13 protein-coding genes are annotated in these 12,920 nt (G+C 64.4%); 6 read left to right on the forward strand and 7 right to left on the reverse strand.

The annotated features are described in order from the left end of the window. The first annotated feature begins 177 nt into the window (after positions 1–177). Both hisC and P3R82_RS27245 read left to right on the forward strand, forming a co-directional pair. Positions 178–1,302 carry a histidinol-phosphate transaminase gene (gene hisC / locus P3R82_RS27240; RefSeq protein ID WP_283196024.1) on the forward strand — a complete coding sequence of 375 codons (1,125 nt, stop codon included), beginning with the start codon at positions 178–180 and terminating at the stop codon, positions 1,300–1,302. Next, complete coding sequence (locus P3R82_RS27245; protein ID WP_283196025.1) at positions 1,299–2,228, forward strand: prephenate/arogenate dehydrogenase family protein; 930 nt, start codon at positions 1,299–1,301, stop codon at positions 2,226–2,228. The genes hisC and P3R82_RS27245 overlap by 4 nt, the downstream gene beginning before the upstream one ends. A 272-nt stretch (positions 2,229–2,500) precedes the next feature. On the opposite strand, the gene P3R82_RS27250 is transcribed toward P3R82_RS27245, so the two are convergent. After that, positions 2,501–3,502 (reverse strand): DUF2125 domain-containing protein, encoded by a 1,002-nt coding sequence (locus P3R82_RS27250; RefSeq protein WP_183902647.1) that lies wholly within the window; start codon positions 3,500–3,502, stop codon positions 2,501–2,503. Between the two features lie 51 nt (positions 3,503–3,553). On the opposite strand from P3R82_RS27250, the gene P3R82_RS27255 reads away from it, so the two are divergent. Next, positions 3,554–4,084 (forward strand): gamma-glutamylcyclotransferase, encoded by a 531-nt coding sequence (locus tag P3R82_RS27255; RefSeq protein ID WP_183902646.1) that lies wholly within the window; start codon positions 3,554–3,556, stop codon positions 4,082–4,084. Between the two features lie 31 nt (positions 4,085–4,115). Here P3R82_RS27255 and P3R82_RS27260 read toward each other — a convergent pair whose 3' ends face one another. The 4 genes from P3R82_RS27260 to ftsE all read right to left on the reverse strand — a co-directional run bounded on the left by P3R82_RS27260 (position 4,116) and on the right by ftsE (position 7,455). Continuing rightward, positions 4,116–4,913 carry a 1-acyl-sn-glycerol-3-phosphate acyltransferase gene (locus P3R82_RS27260; RefSeq protein ID WP_283196026.1) on the reverse strand — a complete coding sequence of 266 codons (798 nt, stop codon included), beginning with the start codon at positions 4,911–4,913 and terminating at the stop codon, positions 4,116–4,118. Positions 4,914–5,013: 100 nt separating this feature from the next. Further along, entirely contained in the window at positions 5,014–5,709 is a 696-nt protein-coding gene (locus P3R82_RS27265) for a YdcF family protein (protein ID WP_283196027.1), read from the reverse strand. Positions 5,710–5,792: 83 nt separating this feature from the next. Further along, a complete protein-coding gene (locus P3R82_RS27270) occupies positions 5,793–6,803 on the reverse strand; it encodes an ABC transporter permease (RefSeq protein WP_283196028.1) in 1,011 nt (336 codons plus the stop codon). Then, the gene (gene ftsE, locus P3R82_RS27275; RefSeq protein ID WP_183902642.1) at positions 6,796–7,455 is read right to left on the reverse strand and encodes a cell division ATP-binding protein FtsE; all 660 of its coding nucleotides are present in this window, start codon (positions 7,453–7,455) and stop codon (positions 6,796–6,798) included. Before ftsE ends, P3R82_RS27270 begins: the two co-directional genes overlap by 8 nt. Before the next feature lie 205 nt (positions 7,456–7,660). Here ftsE and P3R82_RS27280 point away from each other — a divergent pair, with 205 nt between their 5' ends. The 3 genes from P3R82_RS27280 to P3R82_RS27290 all read left to right on the forward strand — a co-directional run bounded on the left by P3R82_RS27280 (position 7,661) and on the right by P3R82_RS27290 (position 9,473). Beyond that, complete coding sequence (locus P3R82_RS27280) at positions 7,661–8,332, forward strand: hypothetical protein (RefSeq protein WP_283196029.1); 672 nt, start codon at positions 7,661–7,663, stop codon at positions 8,330–8,332. Between the two features lie 97 nt (positions 8,333–8,429). After that, positions 8,430–8,972: a hypoxanthine phosphoribosyltransferase gene (gene hpt, locus P3R82_RS27285; RefSeq protein WP_183902640.1), complete on the forward strand. Its 543-nt coding sequence runs from the start codon at positions 8,430–8,432 to the stop codon at positions 8,970–8,972. A gap of 141 nt (positions 8,973–9,113) precedes the next feature. Then, positions 9,114–9,473, forward strand: a complete 360-nt coding sequence (locus tag P3R82_RS27290) for a response regulator (RefSeq protein ID WP_026283548.1) — start codon at positions 9,114–9,116, stop codon at positions 9,471–9,473. Positions 9,474–9,526: 53 nt separating this feature from the next. Here P3R82_RS27290 and P3R82_RS27295 read toward each other — a convergent pair whose 3' ends face one another. After that, positions 9,527–9,979, reverse strand: a complete 453-nt coding sequence (locus P3R82_RS27295; RefSeq protein ID WP_183902639.1) for a hypothetical protein — start codon at positions 9,977–9,979, stop codon at positions 9,527–9,529. A 127-nt stretch (positions 9,980–10,106) separates the two neighbouring features. Then, positions 10,107–12,866, reverse strand: coding sequence for a TIGR02302 family protein (locus P3R82_RS27300; protein WP_283196030.1), 2,760 nt, complete (start codon positions 12,864–12,866; stop codon positions 10,107–10,109). Positions 12,867–12,920: the final 54 nt, after the last annotated feature.

The following is a 12,920-nucleotide window of genomic DNA, read 5'->3' on the forward strand; positions in this document are numbered from 1 at the left end:
ACGTTGTGCCGTTGGCCCCCTCATCCGCCTGCCGGCACCTTCCCCCCGCAGGGGGGAAGAGACTCGTGGTGGGCGCTCGCCCTATCGCCCCCCACCACTCGACAACGCGCCGTTTCCGTTCTATTGCCTCAAGGCAATTTCCAGCCGGACACCCCGGCCTTTTCCAAGGTTGATCCCATGAGCGTAGAGACGAGCAAGCCTGTTCCCCGTGCCGGTATTCTTGACATCGCGGCCTATGTGCCCGGCAAGGAACATGCGCCGGGCGTGGCGCGCGTCTATAAGCTCTCGTCGAACGAAACGCCGCTCGGCGCCAGCCCGAAGGCGATTGCCGCCTATCGCGCCGCGGCCGACAATCTCGAGCGCTACCCGGATGGGCAGGCCGTCGAGCTGCGCGAGGCGATCGCGGCGGTGCATGGGCTCAACCCGGCTAATATTCTCTGCGGCAACGGCTCGGACGAGCTGCTCGGCCTGCTCTGCCATGTCTATCTGGCGCCCGGCGACGAGGCGATCATCACCGAGCATGGCTTCCTGGTCTACAAGATACAGATCATGGGCGCCGGCGCCACCGTCGTCACGGTCAAGGAGAAGGAGGCGACCGTCGATGTCGACGCGATCATCGCCGCCGTCACCGAGAAGACGAAGATGGTGTTCATCGCCAATCCGGGCAATCCGACCGGCACCTATGTTCCGGTCAGCGAAATCCGCCGCCTGCATGCGGCGCTGCCGAAGAACGTCGTTCTGGTGCTCGACGCGGCCTATGCCGAATATGTGCGCCGCAACGACTATGAATCCGGTATCGAGATCGTGTCGTCGAACCCGAACGTGGTGATGACCCGTACCTTCTCGAAGGTCTACGGCCTGGCGGCCCTGCGCGTCGGCTGGATGTACGCGCCCGCCGATATCATCGACGCGCTGAACCGCGTGCGCGGACCGTTCAACATGAACATGGCGGCGATCTCGGCCGGTGCGGCCGCGATCCGCGACCAGTCCTTCATGCAGGAAGCCGTCGCCTTCAACCAGATGTGGATCGACAAGCTGACCGGCGCCTTCGAGGCGATCGGGCTGAAGGTCACGCCTTCCGTCACCAATTTCGTGCTCATCCATTTCCCCGATGTGGACGGCAAGCGCGCCGACGAGGCCGATGAGTTCCTCACCAGCCGCGGCTATATCCTGCGCGCGGTCAAGGGCTACGGCTTCAAGAATTCGCTGCGCATGAGCGTCGGTCCGGAAGAGGCCAATCGCGGCGTCATCGAGGCGCTCGGCGAGTTCATGACGCGCCAGACAACGGGCCAGAACAAATGACAGTCCAGTTCGATCGCATCGCGCTTATCGGCATCGGCCTGATCGGCTCGTCGCTGGCGCATGACATCAAGCGACTGGGGCTGGCGAAAGAGGTGGTCATCGCCACTCGCAGCCCCGAGACGCTGAAGCGGGCGGAAGAGCTGCAGCTCGGCGACCGCTACACGACGTCTTCGGCCGAAGCGGTCGGGGATGCCGACCTCGTCATCGTCTCGGTGCCCGTCGGCGCGTCGGAGGCGGTTGCCAGGGAGATCGCCGGTAGCCTGAAGCCGGGCGCCATCGTCACCGATGTCGGCTCGACCAAGGCCTCCGTCATCGCGCAGATGCAGCCGCATATGCCCGGCAACGTCCACTTCATTCCCGGCCATCCGCTGGCGGGCACGGAAAAGTCGGGTCCGGATGCCGGCTTCCCCGGCCTGTTCGCCGGCCGCTGGTGCATCTTCACGCCGCTCGAGGGCACGGACGAAAAGGCGCTTGCCGCGCTCAGCCGCTTCTGGGAGACGCTTGGCTCGAAGATCGACGTGATGGACCCCGAGCACCACGACAAGGTGCTCGCCATCGTCTCGCACCTGCCGCACCTGATCGCCTTCAACATCGTCGGCACGGCCGACGATCTGGGCACGGTGACGGAATCGGAAGTGATCAAGTATTCGGCCTCCGGCTTTCGCGATTTCACGCGTCTGGCGGCCTCCGACCCCACCATGTGGCGGGATGTGTGCCTGCACAACAAGGATGCTATTCTTGAGATGCTGGCGCGGTTTTCCGAAGACCTCGCCTATCTGCAGCGGGCGATCCGCTGGGGCGAAGGGGACAAGATCTTCGACCTCTTCACCCGCACCCGCGCCATCCGCCGCTCGATCATCGAGGCCGGCCAGGATGTCGACGCGCCCGACTTCGGGCGGCCGCATACGCTCGACAAGAAGGGGTGAGGTGGGGCGACGCGAGCTCATTGCGTCGCATCTGCTTCGCGCTCTCCGGTGAGGCGACAAGCGCTACCATTTCCACCCTCATCCCTGTGCCCAGGCTTCGCCCGGGTGATGTCACAGCGATCCAGCCGCCGCGCGTCCGCGTGGCGAAGGGAGTCTCTTGCGATCAAGGACTTGATCGCACTGGATCCCGGCACAAGGCCGGGATGAGGGAGTGTGGGGAAGCGCCGGCGTCACATTACGACGTGTGGCGTGTTCTCAGCCCGGCATAAACCTCAGATCGGCGGGATCTGGCCGAGCGGGATGAAGCCGCTGACGGTGGCGTTGCCGCGCTGGACGACGAGATCGACCGAGACCGTGCCGCCGCCGCCCGCCATCGCCTTCAGGAGCTTGGCGGCCGTCTCGACCGTCTTGGCGATATCGGGGAAGCTCTGCTTGATGCTGTCGCGCCAGGCGTTGACGTCCTCGATCTGCAGCTTGAACTGGGCGCTGAGATAGCCCTCCTCATCGAAGGAGAAGGGGCCCGATAGCGTCATCACCTTGCCGCCGCCGATATCGGCCACGGCCTTGCGAAGCTCGCCGCTGGCCCCGTAAAGGCCCTTGGCGTCGCGGCCGTCGATCATGCCGGCCTTGCCCGCCAGCGTCAGGTCGGCGCTCGCCGAGAGCTTCGGCAAGACCTGCGGCCAGTCCTTGATGACGGTCTGCGCATCGATGAGCGAGACCGCGCCGTCGAGGTCGGGGCCGTTCTGGCGCAGATGCAATTCGGTGCGGCCGGCGTCGAAGGTGATCGTCTGGCCGGTGGCGGACGAGACCGCCGTGGCCTTCAGCCCGTCGATGACCGTCGATGACCGGTCGACGCCCTTGAACTTGGTGACGAGGCTCGACTGCATGTTCGCCCACTCGGCGTTGACCGACAGGCCGCGCGCGGTGCGGATCTCGGCCGGCGAATCGAGTTCCCAGACGATATGGCCGGGGGCGTAGACCTGGGCGGCCGATCGCAACGCGCCGAAGGTCGCCGACACGCCGTTGTTATTGTCGTCGACATCCACCTTCGAGCAGAAGAGGCCGATGCGGAAGGGGTAGCCGCGGAAGTCGATATCGGAGCATTCGCCCGACACGCCGCCGCTGTTGCCGGGGCCGATCGTCGACAGGACCGTGTTCTTCAGGGTCGAGGCTGCGTAGAACCAGCCGGCTGTATAAAGCGCGATCACGAGAACGATGCCTGTTCCGAGCAACCAGAATTTCTTGCCGCTACGGGATTGGCTTGACGCTGCCATGATGTTCTCCAATGGTTATCCGCAAATGGGAATCTCGGTCTGGCTTGGGATATGGACGAATTTTGGGTGTTTGGCTACGGATCGCTAATGTGGAATCCGGGCTTCGCGTTTGTTGAACGGTCACAAGCGCTTGTTCATGGCTATCGACGGTCTCTCTGCGTTCGCTCTTGGGTGCATCGGGGAACCCAGCAAAATCCGGGACTGGTGCTGGGGCTGGACCGCGGAGGATCGTGCCGCGGGATGGCGTTTCGTGTCGCGGCCGAGGACTGGGACGAGGTCATCGCCTATCTGAGAGCACGCGAACTGGTGACAAACGTTTATCTGGAGCGTCAGGTTCCGCTGCAATTGAAGGGCGGGCGCGGCGTGCGGGGCGTCGCCTATGTCGTCGATCGCGCCCATACGCAATATGCCGGTTCGCTCGACACCGTGGATGCCGCGCGCATCGTCCACCAGGCGCAGGGCAAGTCCGGCCCGAACGACGCCTATGTCTTCAACACGCTGACGCATCTGAAGGAGATGGGCATTCGCGATCACTGGCTGGAAGGCGTGGTCGACGAGGTGGAGCGGCTGCGGGCGGCTTGAACGGCAAAGGCGCCGCACGGCCTGGCGGGGATCAGGCCGTCGTGGCTTGCTGCTCGCGCAGTTCCTTCAGGCGCTGGACGACGGTCGGCGGCAAGGGCAGGTCCGGGTTGCGCTCGGCGGCGTCGATCAGGAGTTCGTCGCTGGCGCGTTCGGTCACCTCGATCAGGTGGGCGAAGAAGGCATCGGGGTCCATGCCGGGTTCGATCGGCTTCAAGATGCGCACCTTGTAGTGGCCGGGATAGCGCATGGTCGAGCGGCGCGGCCAGAAGAGGCCGGGATGCATGGCGACGGGCACGACCGGCAGCTGCAGGTCGCGGTACATGCGGGCGATGCCGTATTTGTAGAGCGGTTCGGCGCCCGGCGGCCGGCGGGTACCCTCGGGATAGATGATCAGCTGGCGGCCGGTGGCGAGTTCCTCCTTGGTGCGGCGCAGGGCCTCGACCATGACCTTGCCGCGGGCGCCGCGATTGATCGGGATCATCCGCTGCTTCTTGGCGTACCAGCCGAAGAGCGGAATCCACATGAGTTCGCGCTTCAGGATATAGACCGGGTCCTTCAGCCACGGGAGCAGCGCATAGGTGTCCCAGAAGGACTGGTGCTTGGGCGCCAGGATGTAGCCGCCCTCGGGCAGGTTCTCCAGGCCCTCGATCTCGAAGGTGGTGCCGACGATCTTTTCCATCAGCCAGTGGTTGGAGCGCGCCCAGTTCTTCGGCACTTTGTAGGCGGACCTGCGCGGCGCCAGGAAGTAATAGGGCGAGAACACGATCATCCGCAGGATGAGATTGGCGTAGAAGATCGTGTTGAAGAGGACGGAACGCAGGGCGATCATGAAGTTTCCCGAGGCCAGTATCCGCCAGACGGGCGGCTCAGCCGTCCTACACGATATTCATCCGCATAAAAAGCGCTGATCGGCTGGAGTCGGAAAGGCTCTAGGTGTCGCCGTCGGCCGAGCGCAGGCCCGGATTGCGGAAGAGGCCGGTGAGATTGCGGGCGCCGGCGAAGAGCAGCTTGCCGTATTCGGCCAGCATCACGCGCATGGCGTTGGGATCGGTGAACCAGTTGCTGTTCTTGAGATCGGTATTGACGACGGGATAGGGGACGAACTCGGTGTCGGGATCGACATAGGCGAGTTCGGCGAGGCTGCGCGGCATGTGGTAGTTGTTGGTGACGACGAGCACGCTCTTGTAGCCCTTCGCGTGTATCCAGTTCGTCGCTTCCTCGGCGTTGCCGATGGTGTCGAGCGCATCGTAGCCGATGTCGACGCAGCAATCGAAGATCTCGGGTGCCGCCTGGGTCATCTTGCGGATCTGGGCGCGGGTGGTGCTCGGGTAGACGCCCGAGATCAGCAGGCGCTTGCCGGCGCCCCGCTGCAGCAGTTCCACAGCCTGGTCGATGCGCTGGTAGCCGCCGGTCAGGACGACGATGGCGTCGGCATGCGGATCAAGCGGCGGCTTCAGGGTCGTGACCGAATCCGCGAAGAACAGAAAACCGCCGAAAACCAGGGCGATAAGGAGCACGCATGCGACGCCGCCCCAGCGCAGCATGCGGCGGACGGGACCACGGCGCGCGGGCTCGCCTTCGGAACGGGGAAGCTCCGTTTTCGGGCGAATCGGGTCGTGCGACATGCGGCTCATGCTCATGAATCGAAAAATATACGCAGATTAGGGCGGCGAACAGACGCTTTCATGGCAAAATGCAGCCGGCGATCTCAATTCGGAAGGCCGTCGGCTCGGGTCGGGTCCGAGCGCAGCGTGTCGATTTCATAGATGGTGCGCATGACGGTCAGGCGGGCGGTGAAGGTGGTCAGAAGGGCGATGACGATCATCGTCGCGAAGATGCCGGCATAGCCCAACGCTCCCACCGAGAATGTGCCGAACAGCGCGGTAGCCTGGTCGGTCTGCGGGGTGGCGAGTGTGCGGCTTTGCAGGAAGCCGGCGCCCATGAAGAAGAGCGCGGCAAGTGCTGAGCCGATGGCCGAGCCCTTGAGGCTGATCTTCAGGAAGTGCTTCTGAAACTCGGTGGCGACGAAGGAGCTTTCGGCGCCGACGAAATGCAGGACTTCGACGATGTGCCTGTTGCCAGACAATGCGCCACGGGTGGCGAAGACGACGGTGAGCACCATGGCGGAGAAGACCAACAGCAGCACCCCGGTGCCGATCATCACGGTCGTATGCGCCATCGACACCAGGCGGTCGACCCAGGTGCGGTGATCGTCGAGCGAGGATTGCGGAATGCTCTCCTTCAGAAGCGCGCGCATCGCCTCGAAATCGGGTGGGTTCGTCTCGTCGATGGTGATGACGACGAGGCGGGGGACCGGCAGTTCCTTGATGTCGAGACCGCTGCCGAGCCAGGGTTCGAGGAGGCGCGCCGTGGCGGCCTCATCGACGATCTGGCCGTCCTTGGTGCCGACGAAGGTCAGCGCGATGCGCCGCGCCTCGGTCAGCGCCTTGTCCATGTCGAGGCCGTCCTCGGGCTTGATCTGGATCGTGACCTCGCGGGAAATCTGGCTTTCCCAGCTCGCCGCCGTCGAGCGCACCATCGAGACGCCGCCGAGCGTCAGGCAGGCGAGGAAGGCCATGATCGCGATCACCACCATCAGCGCGTTGCCCTGGATATTGGCCGAGGGGAGGATCGGCGCGGTCGGGCGCACCTTCATCTCCGGGCGTTTCTGACCCTTGGGGGCGACGGGCGCGGCGGGGCGGGAGGAGGGCTCAGTCATGGATGTCGAGGTGCCCTTCCGAGAGAATCATCCGGCGGGCGTCCACCTGGTCCATCAGCGTCAGATCGTGGGTGGCGATGACGACGGCGGTTCCGAGGCGGTTGAGTTCGAGAAAGAGGTTCAGGAGGCGTCGGGCCATCGGCGGATCGACGTTGGCGGTCGGTTCGTCGGCGAGCAGGATCTCGGGACGGTCGATGAGGGCGCGGGCAATCGCGGCGCGCTGCTTCTCGCCGCCCGAAAGCACCGGTGGCAGCACGTTGATGCGCTCGCCGAGGCCGACCCACTTCAGGAGTTCCAGCACGTCGGTCCTGTAGGAGCTCTCATCCTTGCCGCGCACGCGCAGCGGCAGCGCCACGTTCTCATAGGTGGTGAGATGGTCGAGCAGGCGGAATTCCTGGAAGATGATGCCGACGCGGCGGCGAAGCAGCGGCAGCTCGCTGCGCGGAATATCGGAAATGTCGCGCCCGAACATGCGGATCAGGCCGCGCGTCGGCTGCAGCGAGAGAAACAGAAGCCGAAGCAGCGTGGTCTTGCCGGCGCCCGAGGGGCCGGTCAGGAACTGGAAGGATTTCTTCGGGATGTCGAAGGTCAGGTCCCGGAGAATCTCCGGCCCCATTCCATAGCGCAAACCGACATTCTCGAAGTGGATCAACGGGCCGCTCAGTTTCTTGTTGTTTCACCGCATGACTTGTTAACCAGATCCGTTAACAACCGGTAAATTTCGCTGGAAAGACGCCTGTTTGATGGCGGTCTTTGCGAAGCATTAACCAATAAAATTTACGAGTAGAGAGGATTCGTTTCAATGCCCGCATCCGTTGCGGACCGTGAAAGCAGTGGATACCGGAAAGGCGGTCGTCATGACATCCTCCTCGTTCAAGCGCCAGGCACCCGGGCGGGCCTACGATTTCCTGCCGCCCGAAGCCGTGAAGCGCGATCGCCGGCAAAGCCGTCCCGACGATGTCGCCGACGCCGAATTCGTCGTCATCGGCAGGCAGCGCGGCGCCGATTCCACCGACCGCAATTTCAACGGCCGCAGCTTCAATGACAACAGCCGCAGCGCCGGTCGTCCGCAGCCGCGCGCCGAGCGAGCAGTACCTGCTCAGGCACCATCCCTGCTTCAGGCGGCGGAGGACTGGCTGCAGCGGGCGTCGGCCAGGCATTTCGTCGTGCTTGTCGTGGCGCTGTGCGTCCTCGTCTTCGGCCTGTCCGGCGGGTTCTCGGGGCTGTCGGCGTCCAATGCGGCCGTCGACAACGAGCCGCTGCACTTCACGCATGTGACGGCGACGCCGCGTGATGCCAACGGCATGCGGGTGCTCCTGATCAACGGCATCATCGACAATGTCAGCGGCACGACGCAGATGGTGCGGCCGATCCGCGCCAACCTCTACGCCGACGACAAGCTGGTCGCCAGCGTGGTGATCGACGCGCCCACCGACGTGATCTACGGCGGCCAGAGCCGCGGCTTCTCGTCGAAGATACAGTATCCCGGCGCGAAGACGCCCGAGGTTCGCCTCGCCTTCATGCCCTGACGCCCGCCGCGATCCTGCGGATAGCGTTGCTTTAAGGGGTGTTTCACCGCGCGGTTTGTGGTAACGGCTTGTGCTTGTTTTCAAGGAGCAAGCCTTCATGCCTGTGGTGCGCGGTAAGAATATCGATCCTCTTTTCACGGCCGAGCAGATTGCCGAGCGCAATCATGCCATCGCCCGCGAGATCGCCAAGGGGCCGACCAAGGACCTGCTCGTCATCGCCGTCCTCAAGGGATCGTTCATTTTCGCGGCCGACCTCATCCGCGCGCTGCACGATAGCGGGCTTGCGCCCGAGGTCGAGTTCATCACGCTGTCGAGCTACGGCACCGGCACGGTTTCTCAAGGTGTCAGGATCGTCAAGGACATCGACAGCGAGGTGAAGGACCGCGACGTTCTCCTGATCGACGACATCCTCGAATCCGGCCGCACGCTGAAGTTCGCCAAGGAACTGCTCTACGAGCGCGGTGCCCGCAACGTCACCATCGCCGTGCTGCTCGACAAGAGCGTGAAGCGCAAGGAAAAGCTGGAAGCGGATTATGTCGGCTTCGAATGCCCCGACTATTTCGTCGTCGGCTACGGCATGGACGTGGCCTATGCCTTCCGCGAGCTTCCCTTCGTGGGCGTGGTGACGGGCGACGCTTAGTCACCTCTCACCTGCACCATTTCAAGACGGGTTGTTAACCATTCCGTCCATCGCCCGGATCATTGCCTTCGGCCGTTTACCACTCGCAAAGGAAAGTCGTGTGATTTGCGATGCAGGGCATGAAACGGAGCAATGCACACCATGGCAAGAATTCTGATTACGGAAGACGAAGATTCCCTGCGTTCTTTCGTAGCCCGCGCTTTGCGCCTCGACGGTCATGAGACCGAAGAAGCGGCTGACGGTGCGGAAGGGCTGGAGAAGCTCAACATCGGCGGTTACGACCTGCTGCTGTCGGATATCCGCATGCCCGTGATGGACGGCATCGAGCTCGCGCACCAGGCGAAGTCGGCCTTTCCGGCGCTGAAGATCCTGTTGATGACCGGCTACGCCGAACAGCGCGAACGCGCCGACGACCTCGCCGAAAAGATCGTCGATGTCGTGTCGAAGCCGTTCGCGCTTCCCGATATCCGCAAGGCGGTCGCCCGCGCGCTGGCGGCCTGAGGGTCGCCCGAGGCCGGTTATCGCATCATGGCCGGCGGTCCTCGCCGGCTTTTTCAGTTCTGCGGCTGAATGAACTTGCCCTCGAAGCGCACGCGGAAATTCCGGCGCTGCGGGTCTTCCTTGAAGCAGACGAAGATCAGTTCGATGTCGTCGGCATCGTCGAGCTTGCCAAGCAGGCTCAGCGTGACGACGAGCACGCCGTCATAGGTGCGCGTCAGCCGGAAGGCGGCGTTGCGGATGTCGTTGGCGGCGGGGTCCTTGCGGTCGTCGCGGCGCTCGTACACCACCCAGAAACTGCAGAGATCCCAGGTGGCGCGAAAGATTTCCGTGACCTCGGCCTGGAACTGCTCGGCATGCATGTTCGGCCCCCAGGTGAGCGTCTGCTCGCCTTCGTCGGCGACGACGTTCAGATAGCCGTCATAATCGCTGCCATGGCCGGACAGGGCACTTTCGATCATGCCGAATGCGGTGTTTTCGTCGATTACCGTCTTGAAGAGAATTGCCATCGGATCGCTATCGTTCGTCGCCTGCCGCCGCGACATTACGAAGCTTCCGCGGTTTTGGAATAGCCCCATACGGGTGAAGAGCCGCTGTTCGGGGCAAGTTTGAAATCAAGAATATATCCTGCGTGCTTTATTGAATATCGAGCAGGCGTTCAAGATAGCGTCGTTCCATCTCCTGTGAAGGGTTGTTGCCCAGCTTTTCGCGGATGGCATCCAGAATTTCGCGGGCGCGCTGGACGTCGATCTCGTCGGGCACCTTCACCTGGTCGCCGAAATCGGGGCCATCGGCGCGGCGCGGGCGGCCGAGCGGATCACGGCCGTTCTGGTTGCCCTGGCCGACCTGGCCCTGCGGTCCTTGACCCTGGCCCTGTTGGCCCTGCTGCGCCTGCATAATCTGGTTCATCATGTCGCGGGCACCCTGGCGCAACGCCTCGAGCGCGCGGCCCTGGCCCTGGATGGCAGGTTCGCCGCGACCCTGGCCGAGCTCGCGGCCGGCGCCTTCCATCTCGCGCTGCGCCTGGCCGAAGCCCTGGCCGGGCTTCATGCCCATGTCGCCGAGGCTCTTCTGCATTTCGCCGAGCTGCTTGCCGAGCTGGTCCTGGCGCTCGCGCAGCTGCTTCAGCGCCTCGCGCAGCTGTTCGGCCGTCATCTCGTCGGACGGGTTCTGGCCCTGCTGGCCCTGCTGGCCTTGCTGTCCCTGTTGCTGCTGGCCCTGTTGCTGCTGACCCTGCTGGCCCTGTTGCCGCTGCTGGTCCTGCGGCATGCCGTCATTGTCCATCGGCATGTCGTCCAGAAGCGGATCGTTCATCCCGAGGTCGGGGTTCATGTTGTTGGGGTCGCCGCGCTGCATGCGGTCCTTCAGCTGCTGGTCGAGCTTGAAGGTCTCTTCCATCAGCTTCTGCTGGTCGCGCAGGATCTGGCCGAGCTTGTCCATCTGCTGGCGCATCTGGCTGTTGTCCTGGCCCTGTTGCTGCTGGCCGCGCTGCGGGCGGCCAGCCTGCATGTTGTTCATCATCCGCTGCAGTTCCGACAGCATCTGCTGGGCGGCGTCGCGGTTGCCGGAGCGGGCCAGGTTCTCGATCTGGTTCATCATCCGCTCCAGATCCTGCTGGCGGATGACGTTCTGGGCGTTCTGGTTGGGCTGCATCGGCGCATTCTGCATGCGCTGCGCCAGCTCCTTCATGTAGTCCTGCATCGCCTTGCGCAGCTCGTCCATGAGCTTCTTGACCTCGGCGTCGGGCGCGTTGCGCTGCAGGGCGTCGGCGAGGTTCTGCTGGGCGTTGCGCAGGTTGCGCTCGGCCTGCGAGAGATTGCCGTCCTCCATGCCGATGGCGATCTCCCAGAGATAGTCGGCGGTGTCCTTCAGCGCCACGTCGCCCTTGGCGAGCTTCATGCGCTGGCGGGCGGATTCGATCAGCAGGTAATTGGTGAGATTGGGGATCGTCTCTTCCGGGCGCAGCGTCAGCGCCTCGTTGAGCGCGATCGCTTCCGGCATCTTGCGCGTGTCGAGCGCGAAGGTCTGGCGCTGTTCGGCGACGGCGGCGGCCAGCGGTTCGGTGAAGGGACGCGCGGGAAGCGTCATTTCATGCGGCGGGCTGCGGCCCGTCTGGCCGGCGGCGTCCCTGGCGATCAGGGTGATGCGCACGCGCTTGCCCGCCAGCGGGTGCTCGGTGATGTTCCTGCTGGCGACACCCTTGGCGTCGCGGGCGTTGCGGCGCGGAATGTCGAGCTTGTACTCCGGCAGCGCATAGAGGGGCGTGGCGCTGCTGTCGGTCTCGACAGGCACGATTTCCGCCGTTGCTTCCTGGACGCCATAGTCGTCCTTGATGGTGTAGCCGATCTCCAGCGCCCCGTTGACAGTCGATTTCGGCAGGCCGTTGAAGGCGATCTCGGGCGCCTCGTCGGGAATGACGTCGAAGGCCCATTTGCGGCCGTTGACCTCGAGCGTGCCGTTTTCCTCGAGCTTCATCAGATGCGTGGAGGCGGTTGTCGGCGCGGTTGCAGGCTGTTGGGCCTCGGCCGTTGCCGGAGCGGGTGTCGCGGGCGTTGCGGCGGCGGGAGCGTTCGGCGCGGCGGCGGCGTTTTCGGTGGCGGCGATCTCGATGCGCTTGCCGTCCTCACCGGCGAAGACCACCTTCTCTTCGGCCTTGCCGCCCGAGACGCGGACGGTAAGGTTCGACGATTGCGGGATCCTGATCGCGCCCTGCTCGCTGCCGGTGGCGGTGAGATAGACCGGGGCACGGCCGGTATAGGCGGGCGGCGTGATCCAGGCGTCGATGCGCACCGCGGGGTCGGTCGCCTGTGCCTGCGGGCGCGGCTGCAGCGCGTCGGTGATCGAGCCGCCATTGGTCGACAGCGAATAGCCGAAGGCGACGACGATCAGAAGGGCCGGGATGGCGCGCAGCGCCCAGCGGTCGTGCGAGGCGATATCGGGCCGCGGGAAGCCGGCATCCAGCGTGGCGATCTTCTCGGCCATGCGGGTCTGGTGCTCGCGCCACAGCGCCCGGACGAAGGGGGTGTCGAAGGCCGGCTCGTCCTCCTGGACGGCGACCGGCTGATGCGGCAGGCCGTTGCGCTCTTCCAGGAGCCTGTCGGCGGCCGCCGGGCCGGGCCAGTGCAGCTTGCGGAAGGGATAAAGCGACGCCAGCAGCCCAATGCCGAAGCCGGCGAGCAGCACGATGCGCAACCAGTCGGGAACCGTGCGGAAAACACCGAACCAGGACGCGGCGAGATAAAGAGCGCCAAGCGACAGGATCGGCAGCGTCAGCGGCAGCATCTGCTCGAACAGCAACACGCATCGGGCGGTCAGGCGCTTTGCCGCCACCAGCCGCGCGAGCGACGGCTTCAGGGCAAGGGCACCTTTCTTTTCGCTGCTGGGGCTGTTCTTCAATCCGGTCTCCGCGATCTGGCGCTAGGGGCAGAGAGGGCTTGCACGGCGACCGCC

The organism is Rhizobium sp. AN80A (assembly GCF_030053015.1).
Taxonomy (GTDB): domain Bacteria; phylum Pseudomonadota; class Alphaproteobacteria; order Rhizobiales; family Rhizobiaceae; genus Rhizobium; species Rhizobium metallidurans.

Coding starts and splice junctions, on each gene's coding strand:
- P3R82_RS27290 (WP_026283548.1), top strand. CDS start 9,114: ATGGCAAGAATTCTGATTACGGAAGACGAAGATTCCCTGCGTTCTTTC.
- P3R82_RS27265 (WP_283196027.1), bottom strand. CDS start 5,709: ATGTCGCACGACCCGATTCGCCCGAAAACGGAGCTTCCCCGTTCCGAA.
- P3R82_RS27295 (WP_183902639.1), bottom strand. CDS start 9,979: ATGGCAATTCTCTTCAAGACGGTAATCGACGAAAACACCGCATTCGGC.
- P3R82_RS27270 (WP_283196028.1), bottom strand. CDS start 6,803: ATGACTGAGCCCTCCTCCCGCCCCGCCGCGCCCGTCGCCCCCAAGGGT.
- P3R82_RS27255 (WP_183902646.1), top strand. CDS start 3,554: ATGGACGAATTTTGGGTGTTTGGCTACGGATCGCTAATGTGGAATCCG.
- P3R82_RS27250 (WP_183902647.1), bottom strand. CDS start 3,502: ATGGCAGCGTCAAGCCAATCCCGTAGCGGCAAGAAATTCTGGTTGCTC.
- P3R82_RS27245 (WP_283196025.1), top strand. CDS start 1,299: ATGACAGTCCAGTTCGATCGCATCGCGCTTATCGGCATCGGCCTGATC.
- P3R82_RS27260 (WP_283196026.1), bottom strand. CDS start 4,913: ATGATCGCCCTGCGTTCCGTCCTCTTCAACACGATCTTCTACGCCAAT.
- hpt (WP_183902640.1), top strand. CDS start 8,430: ATGCCTGTGGTGCGCGGTAAGAATATCGATCCTCTTTTCACGGCCGAG.
- hisC (WP_283196024.1), top strand. CDS start 178: ATGAGCGTAGAGACGAGCAAGCCTGTTCCCCGTGCCGGTATTCTTGAC.
- P3R82_RS27280 (WP_283196029.1), top strand. CDS start 7,661: ATGACATCCTCCTCGTTCAAGCGCCAGGCACCCGGGCGGGCCTACGAT.